The organism is Nonomuraea terrae, from assembly GCF_044465245.1.
Classification (GTDB): Bacteria; Actinomycetota; Actinomycetes; order Streptosporangiales; family Streptosporangiaceae; genus Nonomuraea; species Nonomuraea terrae.
Window position 1 is genome coordinate 404,054 of sequence record NZ_JBITLL010000004.1, and the last position, 20,164, is coordinate 424,217.

The 20,164-nt window shown below is 72.6% G+C and carries 19 protein-coding genes; 9 read left to right on the forward strand and 10 right to left on the reverse strand.

What is annotated here, in order from left to right; genetic code table 11:
* Positions 1-14: 14 nt before the first annotated feature.
* Positions 15-2,060: a SpoIIE family protein phosphatase gene (locus tag ACIBP6_RS20180; protein WP_397054156.1), complete on the reverse strand. Its 2,046-nt coding sequence runs from the start codon at positions 2,058-2,060 to the stop codon at positions 15-17.
* 58 nt (positions 2,061-2,118) lie between these two features.
* Complete coding sequence (locus ACIBP6_RS20185; protein ID WP_397054158.1) at positions 2,119-3,957, reverse strand: glycoside hydrolase family 15 protein; 1,839 nt, start codon at positions 3,955-3,957, stop codon at positions 2,119-2,121.
* Positions 3,958-4,104: 147 nt separating this feature from the next.
* On the opposite strand from ACIBP6_RS20185, the gene ACIBP6_RS20190 reads away from it, so the two are divergent.
* Complete coding sequence (locus tag ACIBP6_RS20190; protein ID WP_397054160.1) at positions 4,105-4,962, forward strand: aldo/keto reductase; 858 nt, start codon at positions 4,105-4,107, stop codon at positions 4,960-4,962.
* Between the two features lie 64 nt (positions 4,963-5,026).
* Positions 5,027-6,157, forward strand: coding sequence for an acyltransferase family protein (locus ACIBP6_RS20195; protein WP_397054162.1), 1,131 nt, complete (start codon positions 5,027-5,029; stop codon positions 6,155-6,157).
* On the opposite strand, the gene ACIBP6_RS20200 is transcribed toward ACIBP6_RS20195, so the two are convergent.
* Positions 6,123-7,523 (reverse strand): pyridoxal phosphate-dependent decarboxylase family protein, encoded by a 1,401-nt coding sequence (locus ACIBP6_RS20200; RefSeq protein WP_397054164.1) that lies wholly within the window; start codon positions 7,521-7,523, stop codon positions 6,123-6,125. The two genes, ACIBP6_RS20195 and ACIBP6_RS20200, sit on opposite strands and share 35 nt — an antisense overlap.
* Positions 7,524-7,596: 73 nt before the next feature.
* On the opposite strand from ACIBP6_RS20200, the gene ACIBP6_RS20205 reads away from it, so the two are divergent.
* Both ACIBP6_RS20205 and ACIBP6_RS20210 read left to right on the forward strand, forming a co-directional pair.
* Positions 7,597-8,775 carry an acyl-CoA dehydrogenase family protein gene (locus ACIBP6_RS20205; protein ID WP_397054166.1) on the forward strand — a complete coding sequence of 393 codons (1,179 nt, stop codon included), beginning with the start codon at positions 7,597-7,599 and terminating at the stop codon, positions 8,773-8,775.
* A gap of 53 nt (positions 8,776-8,828) precedes the next feature.
* Positions 8,829-10,049 carry a site-2 protease family protein gene (locus tag ACIBP6_RS20210; RefSeq protein WP_397054168.1) on the forward strand — a complete coding sequence of 407 codons (1,221 nt, stop codon included), beginning with the start codon at positions 8,829-8,831 and terminating at the stop codon, positions 10,047-10,049.
* Between the two features lie 28 nt (positions 10,050-10,077).
* Here the strand turns inward: ACIBP6_RS20210 and ACIBP6_RS20215 are convergent, their stop codons facing one another.
* A complete protein-coding gene (locus ACIBP6_RS20215) occupies positions 10,078-10,602 on the reverse strand; it encodes a proteasome activator (protein WP_397054170.1) in 525 nt (174 codons plus the stop codon).
* An 88-nt stretch (positions 10,603-10,690) separates the two neighbouring features.
* Positions 10,691-11,485: an SDR family oxidoreductase gene (locus ACIBP6_RS20220; protein WP_397054172.1), complete on the reverse strand. Its 795-nt coding sequence runs from the start codon at positions 11,483-11,485 to the stop codon at positions 10,691-10,693.
* 250 nt (positions 11,486-11,735) lie between these two features.
* Here ACIBP6_RS20220 and ACIBP6_RS20225 point away from each other — a divergent pair, with 250 nt between their 5' ends.
* Positions 11,736-12,071, forward strand: coding sequence for an STAS domain-containing protein (locus ACIBP6_RS20225; protein ID WP_397054174.1), 336 nt, complete (start codon positions 11,736-11,738; stop codon positions 12,069-12,071).
* A gap of 31 nt (positions 12,072-12,102) precedes the next feature.
* A complete protein-coding gene (locus ACIBP6_RS20230) occupies positions 12,103-12,537 on the forward strand; it encodes a MarR family winged helix-turn-helix transcriptional regulator (RefSeq protein ID WP_397054176.1) in 435 nt (144 codons plus the stop codon).
* A gap of 19 nt (positions 12,538-12,556) precedes the next feature.
* Here the strand turns inward: ACIBP6_RS20230 and ACIBP6_RS20235 are convergent, their stop codons facing one another.
* Positions 12,557-13,552, reverse strand: a complete 996-nt coding sequence (locus tag ACIBP6_RS20235; protein WP_397054178.1) for a GlxA family transcriptional regulator — start codon at positions 13,550-13,552, stop codon at positions 12,557-12,559.
* 61 nt (positions 13,553-13,613) lie between these two features.
* Positions 13,614-14,468, reverse strand: a complete 855-nt coding sequence (locus tag ACIBP6_RS20240) for an FRG domain-containing protein (protein WP_397054180.1) — start codon at positions 14,466-14,468, stop codon at positions 13,614-13,616.
* A 162-nt stretch (positions 14,469-14,630) separates the two neighbouring features.
* Between ACIBP6_RS20240 and ACIBP6_RS20245 the strand changes: the two genes are divergently transcribed.
* The 3 genes from ACIBP6_RS20245 to ACIBP6_RS20255 are packed head-to-tail and all read left to right on the forward strand — an operon-like array spanning position 14,631 to position 17,803.
* Positions 14,631-15,545: an alpha/beta hydrolase gene (locus ACIBP6_RS20245; RefSeq protein WP_397054182.1), complete on the forward strand. Its 915-nt coding sequence runs from the start codon at positions 14,631-14,633 to the stop codon at positions 15,543-15,545.
* Positions 15,542-17,131, forward strand: coding sequence for a flavin-containing monooxygenase (locus ACIBP6_RS20250; RefSeq protein ID WP_397054184.1), 1,590 nt, complete (start codon positions 15,542-15,544; stop codon positions 17,129-17,131). The genes ACIBP6_RS20245 and ACIBP6_RS20250 overlap by 4 nt, the downstream gene beginning before the upstream one ends.
* A 42-nt stretch (positions 17,132-17,173) precedes the next feature.
* On the forward strand, positions 17,174-17,803 hold the full coding sequence (locus ACIBP6_RS20255) for a TetR/AcrR family transcriptional regulator (protein WP_397054186.1): 630 nt from the start codon (positions 17,174-17,176) through the stop codon (positions 17,801-17,803).
* Between the two features lie 4 nt (positions 17,804-17,807).
* Here the strand turns inward: ACIBP6_RS20255 and ACIBP6_RS46830 are convergent, their stop codons facing one another.
* The 3 genes from ACIBP6_RS46830 to ACIBP6_RS20265 all read right to left on the reverse strand — a co-directional run bounded on the left by ACIBP6_RS46830 (position 17,808) and on the right by ACIBP6_RS20265 (position 20,097).
* Positions 17,808-17,915: an MFS transporter small subunit gene (locus ACIBP6_RS46830; protein ID WP_425464789.1), complete on the reverse strand. Its 108-nt coding sequence runs from the start codon at positions 17,913-17,915 to the stop codon at positions 17,808-17,810.
* Entirely contained in the window at positions 17,912-19,276 is a 1,365-nt protein-coding gene (locus ACIBP6_RS20260) for an L-lactate MFS transporter (protein ID WP_397054188.1), read from the reverse strand. The genes ACIBP6_RS46830 and ACIBP6_RS20260 overlap by 4 nt, the downstream gene beginning before the upstream one ends.
* A gap of 317 nt (positions 19,277-19,593) precedes the next feature.
* Positions 19,594-20,097, reverse strand: coding sequence for a MarR family winged helix-turn-helix transcriptional regulator (locus ACIBP6_RS20265; RefSeq protein ID WP_397054190.1), 504 nt, complete (start codon positions 20,095-20,097; stop codon positions 19,594-19,596).
* Positions 20,098-20,164 lie beyond the last annotated feature (67 nt).

Sequence of the window (20,164 nt, forward strand, 5' to 3'; positions counted from 1 at the left end):
GGAGGCGTACGGCGTCAGACGCGCGTGCGGGCGAGGAGGAGGGCGATGTCGTCCTCGGCGGGCCGCTCGCCCACCATGGCGTCGATGACGGCGGCGCACAGCCGGTCCAGCGGCAGCGAGTACCCGCCGAGGACGGCGCCGAGGCGTTCCATGCCCGCGTCCAGGTCGGCCTCGCGGGTCTCGATGAGCCCGTCGGTGTAGAGGGCGAGCACGCTGCCCGCGGCCAGCTCCAGCTCGACCGACTGGTAGGCGCCGAAGCCGACCCCGATGGGGGTGCCGCTGGGCAGCCGGACGAAGCCGACCTCGCCCGAGGGGTGGATGATCGCGGGCGGCGGGTGCCCGGCGGCGGCCATGGTGCAGCGCCGCGTGGCCGGGTCGTAGACGGCGTACACGCAGGTGGCCCCGGTGGCGTTGGCCGGCAGGCCGTCGGCGCCGGCGTCCTCCTCCGACAGGCGTACGACGAGGTCGTCGAGGTGGGCGAGCACCTCGTCGGGCGGCAGGCCCACGTAGGACAGGGTGCGGACGGCGGTGCGCAGGCGTCCCATCGTGGCGGCGGCGTTGATGCCGTGGCCGGTGACGTCGCCCACCACGAGCGCCACCCGGCCGCCGGCCAGCGGGATGGTGTCGAACCAGTCGCCGCCGACGCCGTCGCGGGTGCCGGACGGCAGGTAGTGCGAGGCCACGTCGAGGGCGTCGCCGCCCCTGAGGTTGCGGGGCAGGAGGTTGCGCTGCAGCGCGAGGGCGGCGGCGCGCTCGCGGGTGTACTGGCGCGCGTTGTCCAGGCTGAGCGCGGCGCGGGCGGCGAGTTCCTCGGCGACGACCACGTCGTCGGGGGTGAAGGCGGCCGGGTTGTCGTGGCGGGTCAGCACGGTGACGCCGAGGATGTCCCCGCGGGCCTTCAGCGGCACGACGATCAGGCTGTGCATCCCCGAGTCCCTGACCGCCTTGGCGCGCGCCGGATCCTGGTCGAGCCAGCCGCCGGGCGGCGGGTCGAACACCGGCTCGAAGTGCGACCTGCCGCTGGCCAGGGTCCGGGCGAACGGCGAGGACTCGGGGACGAAGACGGGCTCCCCGATCGCGAAGACGGATTCGGGGACGCCCTCGCGGATCGAGGCCACGCCCGCCCGGCGGAACACGGGCCCGCCCGGCTCCGCGCCCTGCAGGCGCTGCGCGGCCTCCTCGTCCTCCATGACCGCCTCGGCCAGGTCGACCGTGACGAAGTCGGCGAGCACCGGCACCGCCAGGAGGGCCAGCTCCTGGGCGGTCTTGATGATGTCGAGCGTGGTGCCGATGCGGATGCTGGCCTCGCGGATGAGGGCGAGCTGGTCGCGCGCCACGCTGTTGGTGATGTCGAGGGCCAGCGAGCAGACGCCGAGCGGGCGGCCGTCCAACCCCTCGATGCGGAAGAGCGAGGTCGACAGGGTGCGTTCCTCGCTGTCGTCGGGCGCCTTCCACCGGGCCTCCCGGTCGATCATGGGTGTGCCGTCGGCGAGGACCTTGCGCATGGCGTGGCGGGCCGCTTCGACGTCCACGCCGGGCAGCGGCTGCTCCAGCGAGGCGCCGACCCGGTAGTGCGGGAAGACCCGCCGCAGGGTCTGCGCCGCCTCGTTCAGCCAGACGACCCGCAGGTCACGGTCCCAGATGGCCATCGCCACGGGGAAGTGGCTGACGAGCGCCTCCAGCACCGAGCTCCTGCGGCGGGCGACGTCGCCGGCCAACGGCGTCGGCCGCAGGATCCAGCCGGGTCGCTCGGCGGAGCACAGGAAGCGGGTGGCCTCGATGTGCACGACGATCTTGCCGCCGTCGCGGTGGCGCATCTCGGCCACGCCCGACCAGCGCTCCTCGCCGCTGAACCGGCGCAGCCACGTCCGCATGCCGGCCATGCCGTCGCCGGGCAGCAGGATCGCGCTGGGCCGGTGGAGGGTCTCGGCGGCGCGGTAGCCGAAGAGCTCCTCGGCGAACGGCGTCCAGCCGACGATGGTGCCGTCGGCGTCGATCACGAAGATCGCCGGGAACGTCTCTCCTACCACACCGCCTGGAATGCCGCCGGACGCGGTCACACTCGAGGTCCGCTCCGCGGCCGGGCGCCGCGCTCGACAGGATCCGTGCATGCCACGGTTATCCGAGCGCCTGGTCGAGGTTGAAGGCGGCACTGATCAGGGCGAGGTGGGTGATCGCCTGCGGGAAGTTGCCGAGCTGCTCGCCGGTGTGCCCGATCTCCTCGGCGTACAGGCCGAGGTGGTTGGCGTAGGTCAGCATCTTCTCGAAGGCGAGGCGCGCCTCGTCGAGGCGGCCGGCGCGGGACAGCGCCTCGACGTACCAGAAGGAGCAGATCGAGAACGTGCCCTCGGGGCCCTCCAGCCCGTCGGGGCTGACCTCGGGGTCGTAGCGGTAGACCAGCGAGTCGGAGACCAGGCCGTCGCCGAGCGCGTCCAGGGTGGACAGCCACTTGGGGTCGGTCGGGGAGACGAACTTCGCCAGCGGCATCATGAGCAGCGAGGCGTCCAGTACCTCGTCGGCGAAGTGCTGGACGAACGCCTGCAGGCGGCCCGACCAGCCCTGCCGCATGATGCCGCGGTAGATGGAGTCGCGTGCGCGCCGCCAGCGCGGGATGTCGGCGGGCAGGCCGCGCTGGGCGGCCATCCGCATGGCGCGTTCGATGGCGACCCAGCACATCAGCCGCGAGTAGACGAAGTCCTTGCGTCCGCCGCGTGTCTCCCAGATGCCCTCGTCGGGCTGGTCCCAGTTGTCGCAGACCCAGTTGACCAGCGTGCACACCTCGTCCCAGCGGTCGCTGGAGATCGGCCGGCCCCACTTGTTGTAGAGGTAGATGGAGTCGATGAGGGCCCCGTAGATGTCGAGCTGGAGCTGGTCGGCGGCGGCGTTGCCGATGCGCACGGGCGCCGACTTGCGGTAGCCCTCCAGGTTGGTGAGCTCCTGCTCGGGCAGGTCGCTGCGGCCGTCGATGCCGTACATGATCTGCAGGGGCGGGGTCGGGTCGCCCGGGCAGCAGTCGATCGAGACGTGCTCCGACAGGAAGCCCATGAACGCCTCGGCCTCGTCGGTGAAGCCGAGCCTGAGCAGGGCGTAGACGCAGAAGGCGGCGTCGCGCACCCACACGTACCGGTAGTCCCAGTTGCGCTCGCCGCCGAGCCGCTCGGGCAGGCTGGTCGTGGGCGCGGCGACGATGCCGCCGGTCGGGGCGTACGTGAGCAGCTTCAGCGTCAGGGCGGAGCGGTGGACGACCTCGCGCCAGCGGCCCCGGTAGCGGGAGTGCGACAGCCAGCCGCGCCAGAACCGCACCGTGGCGGCGAACTCCGCCTCGGCCTCCTCGATCGGGCACCCGCGCACCTCGACGCCGGGCGCGAGCCGGTCGAGGGCGAACACCGCGTGGTCGCCCTCGCGCAGCGGGAAGTGGCTCCAGGCGTCCTGCCCGTCGGTCTCGAGCGGCACGCTGGCGAACAGGGCGAGGTCCATGGACGGCGAGGAGAACGTGATCCTGGAGCCGTTCTTGTGCGCGGTGTGGGGCTGGCGGGCGTAGTCGAAACGCGGGGCGATCCTGGCGCGGAACGGGATCGACCCGCGCACGCAGGCGACCCGGCGGATCAGCCGGTGCCGGTCCACTTCGCGGGGGTTCTCCGCGATCGGCATGAAGTCCTGGATCTCGCCCACGCCGTCGCCGGCGAAGAAGCGGGTGATGAGGACGTTGGTGTCGGGGAAGTAGAACTGCTTCGTGGTGGCCGGGATGTCGGCGCAGAGTTCGAACGACCCGCCCCGGTCGGCGTCGAGGAGCGAGCCGAACACGCTGGGCGCGTCGAACCTGGGGCAGCAGTACCAGTCGATGGTGCCGTTGGTCCCCACGAGCGCGACCGTGCGCAGGTCGCCGATCAGGCCGTGCTCGCCGATCGGCAGGTACCGGCAGTCACCTGGCTCGTCGCGCGTCCCATTTGTCCGCATGACATAAAAATAGGCAGTTCAAGGGACGCTCCATGTCAGCTCCACGTCAAGGAGCGGCAGATCTTCGTAGATCCCGCATGGTGGCTCACAGGCCGATTTGACCTGGAGTGCGCTCCAGAGGAGAGGCTGGGCGTCATGCACAATGCCATGAGAACGCGCGCCATCGGAAAGCGTCAGGTCGGCGTCATCGGGCTGGGCGCCATGCCCATGTCGGTGGCCGGGCACATGCCCGACGAGGACCAGTCGATCCGTACCATTCTCGCGGCCCTGGACGCGGGCGTCACGCTCGTCGACACCGCGGACGCCTACACCCCCTCGCACACCGACGTCGGTCACAACGAGCGCCTGGTCGCCCGCGCCCTGTCGCTATGGGGCGGCGACACCGGCTCGGTGCTGGTGGCCACCAAGGGCGGCCACACCCGCACGCCCGAAGGCTGGGGCCGCGACGGCAGCCTCGACTACCTGAGGAAGGCGTGCGACCGCTCGCTCAAGGCGCTCGGGGTCGACAGCATCGGCCTCTACCAGCACCACCGGCCCGACCGGAACGTGCCGTACGAGGAGACCATGGGGGCGCTCAAGGAGCTGCACGACGCCGGCAAGATCCAGATGGCCGGCATCTCGAACGCGAATCCCGAGCAGATCAGGCTCGCCCGCGCGATCCTCGGCGACCGCCTGGTGAGCGTCCAGAACGAGTACTCCCCGCGCTTCCGCAGCAGCGAGCCGGAGATCGACCTGTGCGAGGAGCTGGGCCTGGCGTTCCTGCCCTGGTCGCCGCTCGGCGGCATCGGCCGCACCGGGGAGACGACCGAGCGCAACACCGTCTTCACCGAGATCGCCGCGGCGCGCGGCGTCTCGCCGTACCAGGTCTGCCTGGCCTGGGAGCTGGCCCGCAGCCCCGTGGTGATCCCGATCCCGGGCGCGAGCCGGCCGGAGAGCATCCTCGACTCCGTCCGTGCCGCGGACCTGGAGCTGACCGCGGAGGAACTGGCCCGCCTCAACGGCTGACCGCCGGGGGCTTGGGCATGCTCGGTGTAAAGAACAAGGCGACAATTGTCCTAGACTCCGGCAAATGTCCCAAGCCCCCGCCCGGCTGGCCTGGCTGGACGCCCTGCGGGGGCCGGCAGCGCTGGCCGTCACCCTGCACCACGCCGGCTGGACGTTCGTGCCCGGTCTCTGGGCGGCGGTCGACGGCCGCGTCGACCTCGGCACGTGCGGGGTCTTCGTGTTCTTCCTGGTCAGCGGCTACATCATCCCGGCCTCGCTGGAACGGCGCGGCGACCTGAGCGCGTTCTGGACCGGACGCGCCTTCCGTCTGCTGCCGCTGCTGCTGGCCGCCTTCGCGCTGGCGCTCGCGCTCGCCGGGGCGGGCGCGCTGCCCCTGGCGCCGGAGCTGGCCGACCGGCCGCTGCCGGTGGTCGTGCTCGGCAACGTGACGATGCTGCAGGAGTTGCTCAACCTGCCCGCCGTCATCGACGTCACCTGGACGCTCTCCTACGAGATGGCGTTCTACCTGATGTGCGTGGCGTTGTTCGCGGTGCGGCAGGGGCACCGGTCGGCCGGGATCGCGGGAGGGCTGGCGGTGGCGGCCGTGCCGCTGGGCCTGCTGCTGCCCGGGGCCACGATCGGCGGCGGCGCCGACGCGGCCGCCGTGCTGCTCGGCCTCGCCGTCGCCGCCGCCATCGCGGTGACCGTGCTCGGCCGGGGGCGGGTGCGTACGGCCGCGGCGGTGGCCGGGGGGCTGCTCGGGCTGACGCTGGCGGTGCTGGGCAGCCGCGGCGGCACCTGGCAGGGCGTGATCATCGTGGCCACGATGTTCGCGGGCACCGCCGTGTACCGGGCCGAACGGGGCCAGATCCCGCCGCGGGCCGCCGTGCTCGCGGTCGCGGCGGTGCTGGCCTGCGGGCTCCCGGCCAAGGACGACCCGGGCTGGGCGCCCGCGCTGGCGCTGGCGTTCGGTGTGTTCGCGGCGGCGTTCGCGCTGCGCGGGCGGGTGTTCCCGCGCTGGCTGGCCTGGCTGGGCACGATCAGCTTCTCGCTTTACCTGCTCCACCCGCTCCTGCTGCACGTGGCGCCGGGCCTGACCGTGTTCTACGCGGTCCTGATCCCGCTGAGCGCCGTGACGTACCACCTGATCGAGACGCCGGGGCGGCGGCTCGGCCGCTTCCTCATCCGGCGCAGCGGTCCGCGGCCTCCCGGATGACGGCGAGGGCCTCGCGAACGCGGTCGGCGTGGGTGCGGAAGCTCAGCACGCACAGGCGCAGGAAGAACCGCCCGCCGATGGTCGTGCTGCTCAGGAAGACCCGCCGGCTGTCGTTGACGGCGGCGAGCAGCCGCCGGTTGGGCTCGTCGCCGCCGCGCAGCCGGAAGACGATCACCGTCAGGTCCGGCTCCCAGGGCGCCTCGAAGCGCGGGTCGCCGGCCAGCTCCGCGTAGGCGTGCGCGGCCAGGTCGAGTTTCTCGTCCAGCTCCTCCTCGAAGGCCCGTACGCCGTGCAGGTGCAACGGCAGCCACAGGCGCAGGCCGCGGAACTCCCGGGTCAGCTCGATGCCGAGGTTGCCGAAGTCGGGCAGGTCGTCCATCCGGCCGATGTCCTGCAGGTACTGGCCGTCGGCGGCGTGCGCCTCCCGCAGCAGGGCAGGGTCGCGCACCAGCAGCAGCCCGGTGCCGTACGGCAGGAAGAGACTCTTGTGCGGGTCGAGCGCGAGCGAGTCGGCCTCCCCGACGCCGGCGAGCGCGGCGCGGCCCCGTCGCGTCAGCTGGAACCCGCCACCGTACGCCGCGTCGACGTGGAACCACATCCCCTCCCGCCGGGCGAGCTCCGCCAGCTCGGGCAGCGGGTCGATCGTCCCGGTGTCGGTGGTGCCCGCCGTTCCCACCAGCAGGAACGGGCGCAGCCCCGCCTCCCGGTCGGCGGCGATCATCTCGGCGGCGGCGGCCACGTCCATGCGCAGGCGGCCCGTCGCCGGAACCGTGCGGACGCGGCCGGCGGGCAGCCCCGCGATGCGGGCGGCCTTGGCGACGCAGTAGTGCGTGTGCTCGGTGACGTACAGGGTGCCGCCGGCGATGTCCTCGCCGAGCCGGTGCTGCCGCGCGGCCAGCACCGCCGACAGCGTGGCGGGCGACGCGCCGGTGGTCACCAGCCCGCCCGCGCCGGCCGGCAGCCCGAACAGGTCGCAGAACCAGGTCAGCACGCCCTGCTCCATCGCGACCAGCGCGGGCGCCGTCTGGGCCACGCCGGTGTAGCGGTTGGCGGCCTGGGCCAGCATCTCGGCGAGCGCCGCCGAGACCAGCCCGCCCGCCGGGAAGTACGCGAGATAGCCGGGGCCCGCGGTGTCCACGCCCTGCCCGGCGGCCCGGCGGAACGTCTCCAGCAGGGCGCCGAAGTCGCCCGGTGCGCCGGACGGCGGGCGGCGTACCAGGGCGGACAGCTCCGCCGCGTGGTCGTAGTCGCTGGCCGGGGCCGAGCCGAGCTCCGCGAGCCAGCCGGCCAGGAACTCCACGGCCTCCCGGCCGAGCTTCTCGATGGCGGTCCGGTCGAGATCGAGGGGATATGCACCGATCGTCATCCCGGCAGCGTAAGCCGACCGGTTGGCGCGTGTCCTCAGTGTCGCGGGAGGCGGCGGGGGTAGGGGCCGGGCCATGTCCGAGCTGCTGACCGGGGACTTCTACGCGTTCGAGAACCTGCTCTCCGACGAGGAGCGGGCCATTCTGCTGCGGGTGCGGGAGTTCCTGAAGGAGAAGGTCGTCCCCATCGCCAACGATTGCTGGGCGCGCGCCGAGTTCCCGCTCGACCTGGTCAAGGGGTACGCCGAGCTGGGCATCGCCGGCCTGGCCTACCCCGAGTGCGCGGGCCCCAAGCCGAGCGGCCTGCTCAGCGGCTTCCTGGCGCTGGAGATGGCGCACGCCGACCCGTCGATGGCCACCTTCTTCGGCGTGCACACCGGCCTGGCCATGGGCAGCATCGCCGCGTGCGGTTCGGCCGAGCAGCGTCAGCGGTGGCTGCCGGAGATGAGCAGGATGGAGCGGATCGGCGCGTTCGCGCTGACGGAGCCGACCGGCGGCTCGGACGTGGCGGGCGGGCTGCGCACGACGGCCAGGCGCGAGGGCGACACGTGGCTGCTCGACGGGTCCAAGCGCTGGATCGGCAACGGCACGTTCGCGGACCTCGTCGTCGTCTGGGCGCGTGACACCGAGGACGGGAAGGTCAAGGGTTTCGTGGTGGAGAAGGGCACGCCCGGCTTCACCGCCACGAAGATCGAGAACAAGATGGCGCTGCGCACCGTGCAGAACGCCGACATCGCCCTCAGCGGCTGCCGCGTCCCCGAGGCCAACCGGCTGCAGGACGCCCGTTCCTTCCGCGACACGGCACGGATCCTGCGCAGGACCCGCAGCGGCGTCGCCTGGCAGGCCGTCGGGGTCATGCTGGCCGCGTACGAGATCGCGCTGCGTTACTCCAAGGAGCGCGAGCAGTTCGGCCGGCCCATCGCCAAGTTCCAGCTCGTGCAGGACCTGCTGGTCAGGATGCTGGGCAACGCCACCGCCTGCCTCGGCATGGTGGTGCGCCTGGCCCAGCTCCAGGACGAAGGCGTCTTCCACGACGAGCACTCGGCGCTGGCCAAGGCGTACTGCACGACGCAGATGCGCCAGGTCGTCGGCTGGGCGCGGGAGCTGCTCGCGGGCAACGGGATCATCCTCGACTACGACATCGCCCGCTTCGTCGCCGACGCCGAGGCCATCTACTCCTACGAGGGCACCCGCGAGATCAACACGCTGATCGTCGGCCGGGCCGTCACGGGGATGGGCGCGTTCGTCACGTGACCTGCGCCGATGCGTGGGTAAGAGGAGCGGACACGCCACCCGCGGGAGGGAACATGCGCTCCTCGATCTCTCTGGGCTCCATCGGAGGCGTCCGTGTCGGGCTGAACGTCAGCGTGCTCGTCATCGTCGCGATCCTCGTGGTGGGCCTGGCCTTCGGCCGGTTCCCGGTGGTCTTCCCCGGTCATTCGGTGGTCGTCTACGTGCTGGCCGGCCTGGTCTCCGCCGTCTTGTTCCTGCTGTCGCTGCTCGCCCACGAGCTGGCGCACGCCATGACGGCGCGACGGCACGGCATCGAGGTGGCCGGCATCACGTTGTGGCTGCTCGGCGGAGTGGCCGAGCTGCGCGGGGAGCCCCGCTCGCCCGGCGCCGACCTGCGGATCGCGATCGTGGGGCCGGTGGCGAGCCTGCTGTGCGGGGTGCTGTTCGGCGCGGTGGCGTGGCTCGTCGGCGCCCTGGCGGGGGCGCCGCTGGTGGCCGGCATCTTCGTCTACCTGGCCGCGGTGAACGTGCTGCTGGCCGTGTTCAACCTGATCCCCGCCGCGCCGCTGGACGGCGGGCGGGTGCTGCGCGCCGCCCTGTGGGCGCGCTGGCACGACCGCACGCGGGCCGCGATCACCGCCGCGCGGGCCGGCCGGATCTTCGGGTACGCGCTCATCGCCCTGGGTTTCCTCGAGCTCGTCACCGGCGTCGGGTTCCAGGGGTTGTGGCTCGCGCTGATCGGGTGGTTCCTGGTGAACGCGGCCAGCGCGGAGGAGCAGCACACCCAGCTCGGCACCGCCCTGTACGGGCTGCGGGTGAGCGACGTGATGTCCGGGCAGCCGGTCACCGCCCATCCGGACGAGACCGTGGCCGAGCTGGTCGAACGGGTGGTGATGCGGCGGCGGCTGTCGACGTACCCGCTGGTGGACGACGGCGGCCGGTTCGCCGGGCTGGTGACGCTCAACCGCATCCGCCAGGTGGACCCGCACGACCGCGAAGTCACGAAATTGCGTGATATCGCCTGCCCGGCCGCGGAGGTGCCGCAGGCGCGGGCCGACGAGCCGCTGATGGACCTGCTGGAGCGGATGCGCGGCTCCGCCGACGGGCGCGCGGTGGTCCTGGCTCCGGACGGCTGCCTGATCGGGCTGCTGACGCCGAGCGACATCAGCCGGGTGGTGGCCACGGCCGGCCTGCGAGCCACCGACCCGATGGGCCCGCGCGGCGCCGACCTCACCGTTCCCCACCCCACGCCCCACCAGGACCACCCCCACGGAGCCCGCCCCACCAACCGCTGACCGGTGGGTCCGGCGGGTGGGCCGTGGCCTACAGGTAGGGGCCGGTCTCGCGGCCGGGGATCGGGCGCGGCAGGTTCGGGCGGGCGGCCTCGTTGCGGGCGGCCATCTGGTGCAGGCTGAGCTCGGCCCTGACGCCCTGGAAGACGCCTTCCAGCCAGCCGACGAGCTGACTCTGCGCGATCCTGGCCTCCCCCTGACTGAGCGGGCCCGAGGAGTCGGGCAGCAGACGTTCCAGTTCGTCGCGCAGCTCGGGTGTCACCGCGTGGCCGATCTCCTCGACCGCCCGCGCGTGCGCCATCCGCAGCCGCTCGCGGGCGTGCTCGTCGAGCGACAGCTCGTGAAGCTCGTCCAGGAGCGAGCGCGCCATGCTGCTCACGCGCAGCAGCCGTGCCGGCTCCGTGATGCGCTGCACCTCGTTCTCCACCGCCGACTCCCGCGAGCCCGCCGGGGCGCGTGGCGGGTCGGAGGTGGCGGGGTGGTCTTGCGCGTCGGGCGGCGGGTGGTGGGTGTCGCCGGGCCTGTCCGGCTGGGAAGGGCCGGGTGTCGGTGTCATGGGTCAGCGTCCTCGTGCCTGTGCGGATTCGCCCGGTGGCGCGGTCCCGGACCCCCTGCCCAGGCAGGTGCGCCTCAGACGCCCACCGTCACCCGATCCGCCCCAGCCGCTCCTGCTCGGCCAGGAAGTCCTCCCAGGTGCGGCGGCCCACGGCGCGGTCGGGCGCCAGGTTCGCCCCGGCCCGGTACGCGGCGGCGGCCTTGCCCGGCGTCCTGACCGGCACGACGAGACGGCGCCGGCCGGCGGCGCGCAGGTAGTCGCGCGCCAGATCCTCCATGGCGTACACGCGCGGCCCCGCGATGTCGGGCACCAGACCGGCCGGCTCACCGAGGGCGAGTTCGGCGAGCCGCTCGGCGACGTCACCGGCGTCCACCGGCTGGAACCGCACGCCGCCCCAGGTCGTCATGACGGGCAGCTTGGCCATCATCCGCATCGTGGTGACGATCCAGTCGTGGAACTGGGTGGCCCGCAGGGTCGTCCACGGGATGCCCGACCCGGCCACGACGCGTTCGGCGGCCAGCTTGGCGGCGAAATATCCGAACATGGCGCGATCGAGGCCACTGACCACGGGGACGCGGTCGGCCCCGACGACCGAGATGTACACCAGGTGCCGCACTCCCGCCCCGGACGCCGCCCGCACCAGGTTCTCGGCCTTCTGCTCGTCGCCCTTGGCGCTGCCCGCGCAGTGCACGACGGTCTCCGCTCCGGCCACGGCGTCCTCCAGGCCGGCGCCGGTGCTGACGTCGCCGGTCACGTACGCGACGCCGTCCGCGTCGGGGCGGGACGTCCTGGTGAGCACGCGGACCTTCTGGCCCGCCTCGCGCAGCAGGGGGACGATGTGGCCGCCCAGGGTGCCCGTGCCGCCGGTGATCAGGATCGTCATGGCTCTCTCCTCAGTCGAACGTGCTCTTCACCGCCTCGACCCGCGAGGAGGAGAGAGTGTGACAGGCGCTCACCCGGAGAAGTCGCCGAGTTCCCGTACGGCCGCCGCCGGATCCCTCCGCCGACGCCCCAAGAGTCCGCCTGCGCCCCATGAGCACTTTCGCCCACGTACACTGGCCGCGCCGGTGCGACTTCCGCGATTTCTTGCACTGTGCAAAGCTGTGGGGCGGGCGTTGGATGGGGAGGGTGCGATGGGCGGCACGGACCGGACCGGCTTTTCCTGGATCGTCACACGGCGTGATGACGCGACCGTGCTGAGTCCCGCCGGCGACCTCGACCTGGCCAGTGTGGAGGAGTTCCGCAGCGGCCTGACGCAGGCCATGACCGACCTGACGCCGCCGCACGTCGTGGTCGACCTGCACGACGTCGGTTTCTGCGACTCCTCCGGGCTCAACGCGCTCATCTGGGCGGCCAACCGCGTCGAGGAGGCCGGCGGACGGCTGCGGCTGAGCGGCCTGCAGCCCCGGATGACCCGCCTGCTGCGGATGACGGGCCTGGACAAACGGTTCGCCGCCTCCGACAGCTGACCACTCCCGCGGGTGCGGGAGACTGGGAATCGTGAGCTTCGACAACGGCCGACCCGCTCCCCCGGTGACCAGCACCTCCATCGTCGTGCTCACGCTGGCCCGCCGGATCGAGACCGAGCTCAACGCCGCCCTCGCCCCGCTCGACCTCACCGTCAGCCGGCTCGGCCTGCTCGGTCACATCGCGGCCGTGCCCGGGGTGTCGTTCAGCGACCTGGCCCGCATGTCGGGCATCACGGTGCAGAGCGTGCACGCGGCGGTGAAGGCGCTCGCCGCGGCGGGGCTCGTGCGCGACAACACCGCCCGCGCCGGCACGGCGTCGGCCATCGAGGTCACCGACGAGGGCGCGCGGCTGCTGGAGCGGGCGCAGGCGGCGGTGGCCGAGGTGGACGAGCGGATGTTCGGGCCGGCCGCCGACCCGATCCAGCGCCAGGTGGGCGACGCCGTACGGGCCGCCTTCACCGCCTGACCGGCGGCTCTTCCCGCCTTCACCGCCTGACCGCCGCGCACGGCTCGTCCGCCGTCATCCGGCCGAATCGTTCGCGGTAGTCGGACGGGGAGACGCCCACGCGGCGGTGGAACGCGCGGCGCAGCGTCTCGGCGGTGCCGAAGCCGCAACGGCGCGCGATGACCTCGACCGGAGCGTCGCTCTCGGCCAGCGCCCGCTGCGCCGCCTCGATGCGGACGCGCTCGACGTACGCGCCGGGCGGCAGCCCCAGCTCGGCGGTGAAGCGGCGCTGCAGGTGGCGCGGGCTGAGCCGGGCGTGCTCGGCGAGATCCTTGACCTCGTGGCGGGCGCCGGGATCGGCGTGGATCGCCGCGACGGCGGCGCGGATCGGATCGGTGGACGGCTGCCCCGACCACAGCGCCACGCTGAACTGCGACTGCCCGCCGGGCCTGCGCAGGAAGAGGACCAGGTTGCGGGCCACGGTGAGCGCGACGTCGCGGCCGAGGTCGTCCTCGACGAGCGCGAGGGAGAGGTCCATGCCGGCGGTCACGCCGGCCGACGACCACACGCGGCCGTCCCTGACGAAGATGGGGTCGCTGTCGACCGTGACGGAGGGGTGCTCGTCCGCGAGCCGCCTGGCGTGGGCCCAGTGGGTGGTGACCCGGCGTCCGTCGACCAGCCCCGCGGCGGCCAGCAGGAACGAGCCGGTGCAGACGGAGGCGACCCGGCGCGCGCCGGCTCCCGCGGCGCTGATCCAGCCGGTCAGCGCGGGATCGTGCCGGGCGTCGAAGACGCCGACGCCGCCCGCCACGACCAGGGTGTCCACGCCGCGCGGGTCGAGGGTGCGCACACCGTGCTCGGCGTGCATGGGCAGGGCGCTGTCCGCGTGCACCCGTCCGGCGGCCGGGGCCACGATCTCGCAGGTGTAGTGGCCGTTGACGTGCCAGGCGGCCTGCTGGAAGACCTCGTACGGGCCGGCCAGGTCGAGGGCCTGGAAACCGTCGTAGACCACGAAGACGATGCGGCGCGGATGCACGCCTTACACCTTCCGGCGAGCGGCCGGGTGGCGTCAACGCCGTACAGCCCACGGATCGCGCCTATGGGCCCATGCGGCCCTCGCGCCGGCGGCGGTCGTCCTGGCCGGCCATGGACGAGCCCCCGGCGCCCTCCCCGTACGCGATGCTGCCCGGCGAGTAGTAGCGGCGCAGCCAGTCCGCGAGGCCGTCGAGGCCGGGCAGCAGCACCCGTTCGGTGATGTTGGCCTGGTCGAGCCGCTGCCGCACCTCGGCCTTGACCTCGGCCGGGATCACCCACCCGGAGGCGAGCCCGGGGTGCTCGGCCAGCCACTCCTCCAGCTGGTACGTCGCCGAGGAGAACGCCGACAGCACCGACGACTGGTTGACCACCCGCTCGTCCAGCGACGGCGGCTCGAAGAACACCAGGAACGGCGGCAGGCCCTCGCCGAGCCGGTCGAAGGCGCACAGGTCGGGGGCGTGCGCGGCGAGCATCTCGGTGGTGAACAGCAGCGCCCCCTCCTGGTCCAGCGACGCGCGCAGCCGCTCGGGCAGCAGCCGGTGCGCGCCGGCGCTGTCCACCGCGAGCAGCAGCGCGTCCTCCTCGGGCCAGGCCGCGGTCGCGAAGTGCAGGGCCACGAGCGGCGAGAACGTCCAGTCGAGCAGCCGCGTGGGCAGCCCGTGGTGCTGGCCGAGCGCCAGCCAGTCCCAGAGCGCCGGTCCCGGCGCCGCACGATGCGCATATTTACGAAAATTCCGGATCAGGTGGGACTCGACGGCCGCATAGTCGCCCTGCAACCGGGCCAGCCCCGACATGTGGGAGTAACCGCTCCGGGCCAGCCCCCGGAACACCAGCGTCGAATGCGCGTGCAGCGCCCCGTCGGAGCGTCCCGCCTCACCGATCGCCTCGTCCAGCTCCCGCCACGACGACACCGTCACCGCCTTCACCCTGCATCGGGTGCCCCCAGCGATTCCGTCCACACCACGGCAGAAAATCGGACGACTATCGTCCATTGACTCACTCCGGTCCGCATCCTACGTTGAGGACACATCGGGGTGACCTACATCACCCCCTCCGCGCTCCCCCCGTGAGGTGACCCCATGTCCCTGGATGACGCGACGACGCAGTTCCTCAAGCTGATGGGCGAAGCGGGCGGCAGGCCGATGCACGAGATGAGCCCCGAGGAGGCGCGCGGGCAGTTCGGCGTCCTGCGCGACCTGTACGGCAAGGGGCCCGAGGTGGCGCGCGTCGAGGACGTCTCGATCTCGGCCGACGACGGCGGCTCGTTCCCGGCCCGCGTCCTGACGCCCGAGGGCGACGCACGCGGCGTGATCGTCTACTACCACGGCGGCGGCTGGGTCATCGGCGCCGTCGACGAGTTCGACACCCTGGGCCGCCTGCTCGCCCACCGTACGGGCTGCACGGTCGTGCTGGTCGGCTACCGCCTCGCGCCCGAGCACCGCTACCCCACCGCCGCCCGCGACGCGTACGCGGCGCTGCTGTGGACCGCCGCCACGATGCCCGGCCTGCCGATCGTGGTGGCGGGCGACAGCGCGGGCGGCAACCTGTCGGCTGTCGTGGCCCGGCGCGCCAGGGACGAGGACGGCCCGGCCATCGCGCTGCAGGTGCTCGTCTACCCGGTGACCGACTGCGACCTGGACAACGCCTCCTACCGCGACCCTGAGAACCAGCTCATGCTCACCCGCGACACGATGGTCTGGTTCTGGGACCACTACGCGCCCGACCCGGCCGCCCGCGCGCACCCCGACGCCTCTCCCCTGCGGGCGGACGACCTGTCCGGCCTGCCGCCCGCGGTGGTGCTGACCGCCGAGCACGACGTGCTGCGCGACGAGGGCGAGGCGTACGCGGAACGGCTGCGGGAAGCTGGGGTGCCGGTCGAGTTCCAGCGCGTCGACGGCCAGATGCACGGCTTCTTCACCATGGTCAATCTGCTGCCGGCGCAGGCCACGGCCCTCGAGACCGTCGCCAAGGCCGTCGAGAGGAGGCTGTCGTGAGGTTCGACGCGGTCGTCGTCGGGGCCGGGTTCTCCGGCATGTACATGCTCCACCGGCTGCGCGGCCTGGGCCTTTCCGTACGCGTCTTCGAGACCGGCGACGGCGTGGGCGGCACGTGGTACTGGAACCGCTACCCGGGGGCCCGCTGCGACGTGCAGAGCATGGAGTACTCCTACTCCTTCGACGACCGGCTGGAGCAGGAGTGGGAGTGGACCGAGCGCTTCCCTTCCCAGCCCGAGATCCTCCGGTACGCCGACCACGTGGCCGACCGCTTCGACCTGCGGCGCGACATCCAGTTCGGCACCCGCGTGACCCGGGCGGCGTACGACGAGGCGACCGGCCTGTGGCGGGTGGAGACCGACCGCGGCGACGTCGTGGCGGCCCGCTACCTCATCTCGGCGGTCGGGTGCCTGTCGGCGGCGCGCGTCCCCGCCTTCCCCGGCGCCGAGTCGTTCCGTGGCCCGCGCTTCCACACCGGGCGCTGGCCGCACGACGGCGTGGACTTCTCCGGGCTGCGGGTGGCCGTCATCGGCACCGGCTCCTCCGGGATCCAGGCCATCCCGGTCATCGCCGGGCAGGCCGAGCACGTGACGGTCTTCCAGCGCACCCCCAACTACAGCGTGCCGGCGCACAACCGGCCGATGGAGCCGGAGTACCAGGGCTGGGCGAAGGCGAACTATCCCGACCTGCGCCGGCGCATGCGCGAGTCGCACGCCGGCCTGCTGGGCGAGTTCAACTCCACGTCCGCGCTGGAGGTCTCCGACGAGGAGCGCACCCGCGAGTTCGAGACCCGCTGGGCCAAGGGCGGCATCTCCTTCCTCGGCGCGTACGGCGACATCGCGGTCAACCCGCGGGCGAACGAGCTGGCGGCCGAGTTCGTCCGGAGCAAGATCCGCGAGATCGTCGGCGACCCCGGCACCGCCGAGCTGCTCTCGCCGCGCGACCATCCGATCGGCAGCAAGCGCATCTGCGTCGACACCGGCTACTACGCCACCTACAACCGGCCGAACGTGACGCTGGCGGACGTGCGCGCCGACCCGATCGAGGAGATCACGCCGACCGGCGTGCGCACCGCCGCCGGCCGCCACGACGTCGACATGATCGTCTACGCGACCGGCTACGACGCCATGACCGGCCCGCTGCTCGGCATGGACATCACCGGCAAGGGCGGCCTGTCGCTGCGGCGCAAGTGGGAGGCGGGGCCGCGTACGTACCTGGGACTGATGAGCGCGGGCTTCCCCAACCTGTTCACCATCACCGGCCCGGGCAGCCCGTCCGTGCTGAGCAACATGATCGTGTCGATCGAGCAGCACGTGGACTGGATCGCCGGCTGCGTCGCCTGGCTGCGCGAGCGGGACGTCGCCGCCATCGACGCCGACCCGCTGGCCGAGGACGCCTGGACCGCGCACGTGAACGAGGTCGCGCAGTTCACCCTCTACCCGCAGGCCGACTCGTGGTACCTGGGCGCGAACGTCCCGGGCAAGCCGCGGGTCTTCATGCCGTACGTCGGCGGGGTGGGGGCGTACCGGCTCAAGTGCGAGCAGGTGGCGGCCGACGGCTACGAGGGGTTCGTACTCTCGTCCTGAACACGCGGTCCTCCGCTACGGTGCTGCCGAGGAGGTGGCACCGTGTCCCAACCCGCGACGAACACGGCCGGGCCGGGCCGGCCCCGTGACGCCGAGGTCGACCGCAAGGCGCTGCGGGCGGCGATCGAGCTCTACGCCGAGCTCGGCTGGGCCAAGTTCACGCTCGACGCGGTGGCGCGGCGGGCCGGCATCGGCAAGGCGGCGATCTACCGCCGCTGGCCCACCCGCGAGCGGCTGGTCGCCGCCGCCCTGGAGCAGGCGCTGGTGCTGCCCGTCATCGCCGTCGACACCGGCACGCTGCGGGAGGACCTGCGGGAGCTGGCCCACGCGATGATGGCCTACTACCTGGGGCCGTACGGGCTGGCGGGGTTGCGCCTGCACGTGGAGGCGCGCGCCTATCCCGAGCTGTTCGCCGAGCTGGCGGCCGGCATCCGGCGCTCGCGGGTGCTGGAGGCGCGCGCCATCATCCGCCGCGCCATCGACCGCGGCGAGCTGGGCCGGCACGCCTCTCCGACGCTCATCCTGGACACGCTGGTGGGCGGGCTGCTCAACCACGTGCTGGCCACGCCGGAGGAGCTGCGGCCGGAGATGGCGGCGCAGAGCGAGCAGTACGTCGAGGACGTCACCGCGTTCGTGCTCACCGCCGCCATCGCGATCTACCCGCCAACGTGAGGAGCTACGTGAAGAGCTGGGTGAGCTTGAGGAAGAGCTCGTAGACGCCGTACGCGAAGGGCACGCCCACCCAGGTCCACGCCAGCACCATGAGACCGGTGCGCCGGTTCATACGGTCTGTCCCTTCTCCTCCAGCGGCACCTCACGGGGCCGCTCGTGGTATTTCTCGTGCACCGGCCGCACCAGCTCGTTGGCGAGGAAGCCCACGATGAGCAGGCCGATCATGACGTACAGCGACGTGGTGTAGAGGGCGGGGCCCGAGCGGCCGGCGGCCTCCTGCGCGTCGGCGACGGCGTTGACGATCAGCGGCCCGAGCACGCCCGCCGTGGACCAGGCGGTCAGCAGCCGTCCGTGGATGGCGCCCACCTGGTAGGTGCCGAACAGGTCCTTCAGGTACGCCGGGATCGTCGCGAACCCGCCGCCGTAGAAGGACAGGATGCCGAGCGCGCTGAGGATGAACAACGGCTTGGAGGTGTCACCGGCCAGGGCGATGACGAGGTAGAGCAGCGCGCCGACGCCCAGGTAGACGCGGTACATGTTCTTGCGGCCGATCAGGTCCGAGGTCGAGGACCAGACGAAGCGCCCGGCCATGTTGGCCAGCGACAGCAGCGCCACGAACCCGGCCGCCGCGCTCGCCGCGACGGCGACCGTCGTGCCGGCGAAGAAGTCCGTGATCATCGGCGCGGCCTTCTCCAGGATGCCGATGCCGGCCGTGACGTTGCAGCACAGCACCACCCACAGGCAGTAGAACTGCGGGGTGCGGATGGCGTTGCGCGCCGAGACGTCGGCCGAGGTGATCAGCGCGCGGGCCTTGACCGCCGACGGTTGCCAGCCCTTCGGCCGCCAGCCCTCGGGCGGGACCCGGACGAGCAGCACGCCCACCGACATGAACACCGCGTAGACCACGCCGTGCACGAGGAACGTGGCGGCGATCCCGTTCGTGGTCGGGCCGAACCCGGAGAGCATCTGCGCCGACCATGGCGAGGCGATGAGGGCCCCGCCGCCGAACCCCATGATCGCGATGCCGGTCGCCATGCCCGGCCGGTCGGGGAACCACTTGATCAGTGTGGAGACCGGCGAGATGTAGCCGATGCCGAGCCCGATCCCGCCGACGAATCCGTAGCCGAGCACGACCAGCCAGTACTGCTGGGTGAGCACGCCCAGCGCCGACAGCAGGAAGCCGGAGGAGAAGCACGCCATCGAGACGAACATGGCCCAGCGGGGCCCGTTGCGCTCCACCAGCGTGCCGCCGAAGGCGGCCGACAGGCCCAGCATCACGATGCCGAGCTGGAACGGCAGCGCGCTCTGGGTGCCCGAGAGCCCCAGCGCCTGTTCGAGCGGGGGTTTGAAGACGCTCCACGCGTACGCCTGGCCGATCGCCAGGTGGACGGAGAGCGCAGCGGGCGGCACGAGCCAGCGGCTCCAGCCGGGCGGCGCGACGGTACGGGAACGGCTGAGGAATCCTTCTGCCACGGGTCATTGGGTAACACATACGGTATGCCGTATTTCGCATCCGTCCGATGTTTACGGCGAGCGGTCAGATCTGGTCGATGAACGGTCTCGGCGTCGCGGGGGCGGGGGGAGGCGATCAGGTGGAATCCGTGGATCCCCAGGTCCGCATCACGTCAGGCGTCCACGCCGCCCACGACGCGGCCCCGTGCGGGGCACCCCGTTCGCCCGTCCGCCGGTCGGCGAGCTGCGCTTCGCCGTGCCCGTGCGGCCGAAGTCATGGGACGGCGTTCGCTGCCCGCTCGAACGCGACCCCGCCGGTGGCCCGCCTGGGGGCGCGCTCAGGCGAGGGTGCTGCCGAGGCGGCCTTCCAGCATCAGCAGCAGCTCGCCCAGCAGGTCGGCGAGCTGCCGCTCCCGGTCGTCGGGGAGGCCGGCCAGCAGCGCGGTCTCGTACTCCAGCTGCTCGGGCATCAGGCGCATGATGAACTCCCGGCCCCGCTCGGTGAGCGACAGGTGGGCCACCCGCCGGTCGCGGTCGTCGACCCTCCGCGTGACCAGGCCGATCTCCTCCAGTCGCTTGACCCGCTTGGTCACCGCCGCCCCCGAGGCGAACGTCTCACGGGCGAGCCTGCCGGGAGTCAGCTCACCGCCGACCCGGAGCAGCGCGCACAGCACGTCGTACTCGGCGCGGTTGATGCCCGCGCGGCCGAGCGGGGCATCGGTGGCCTGCTGCAACAGGGCGACGCACCGGTTGAGCCGGCCGATGACGGCGATCGTGTCGAGGTCGGCCTCGGGAAGGACCTTGCGCCACTGGCGCAGCGCGACCGCGACGGCGTCCTCCACGTGTCCGATCCTTCCGTCCGTGCCGGGAAATCTGGTGGCTCCGATCGTACGCGCCACCCACCCCGCC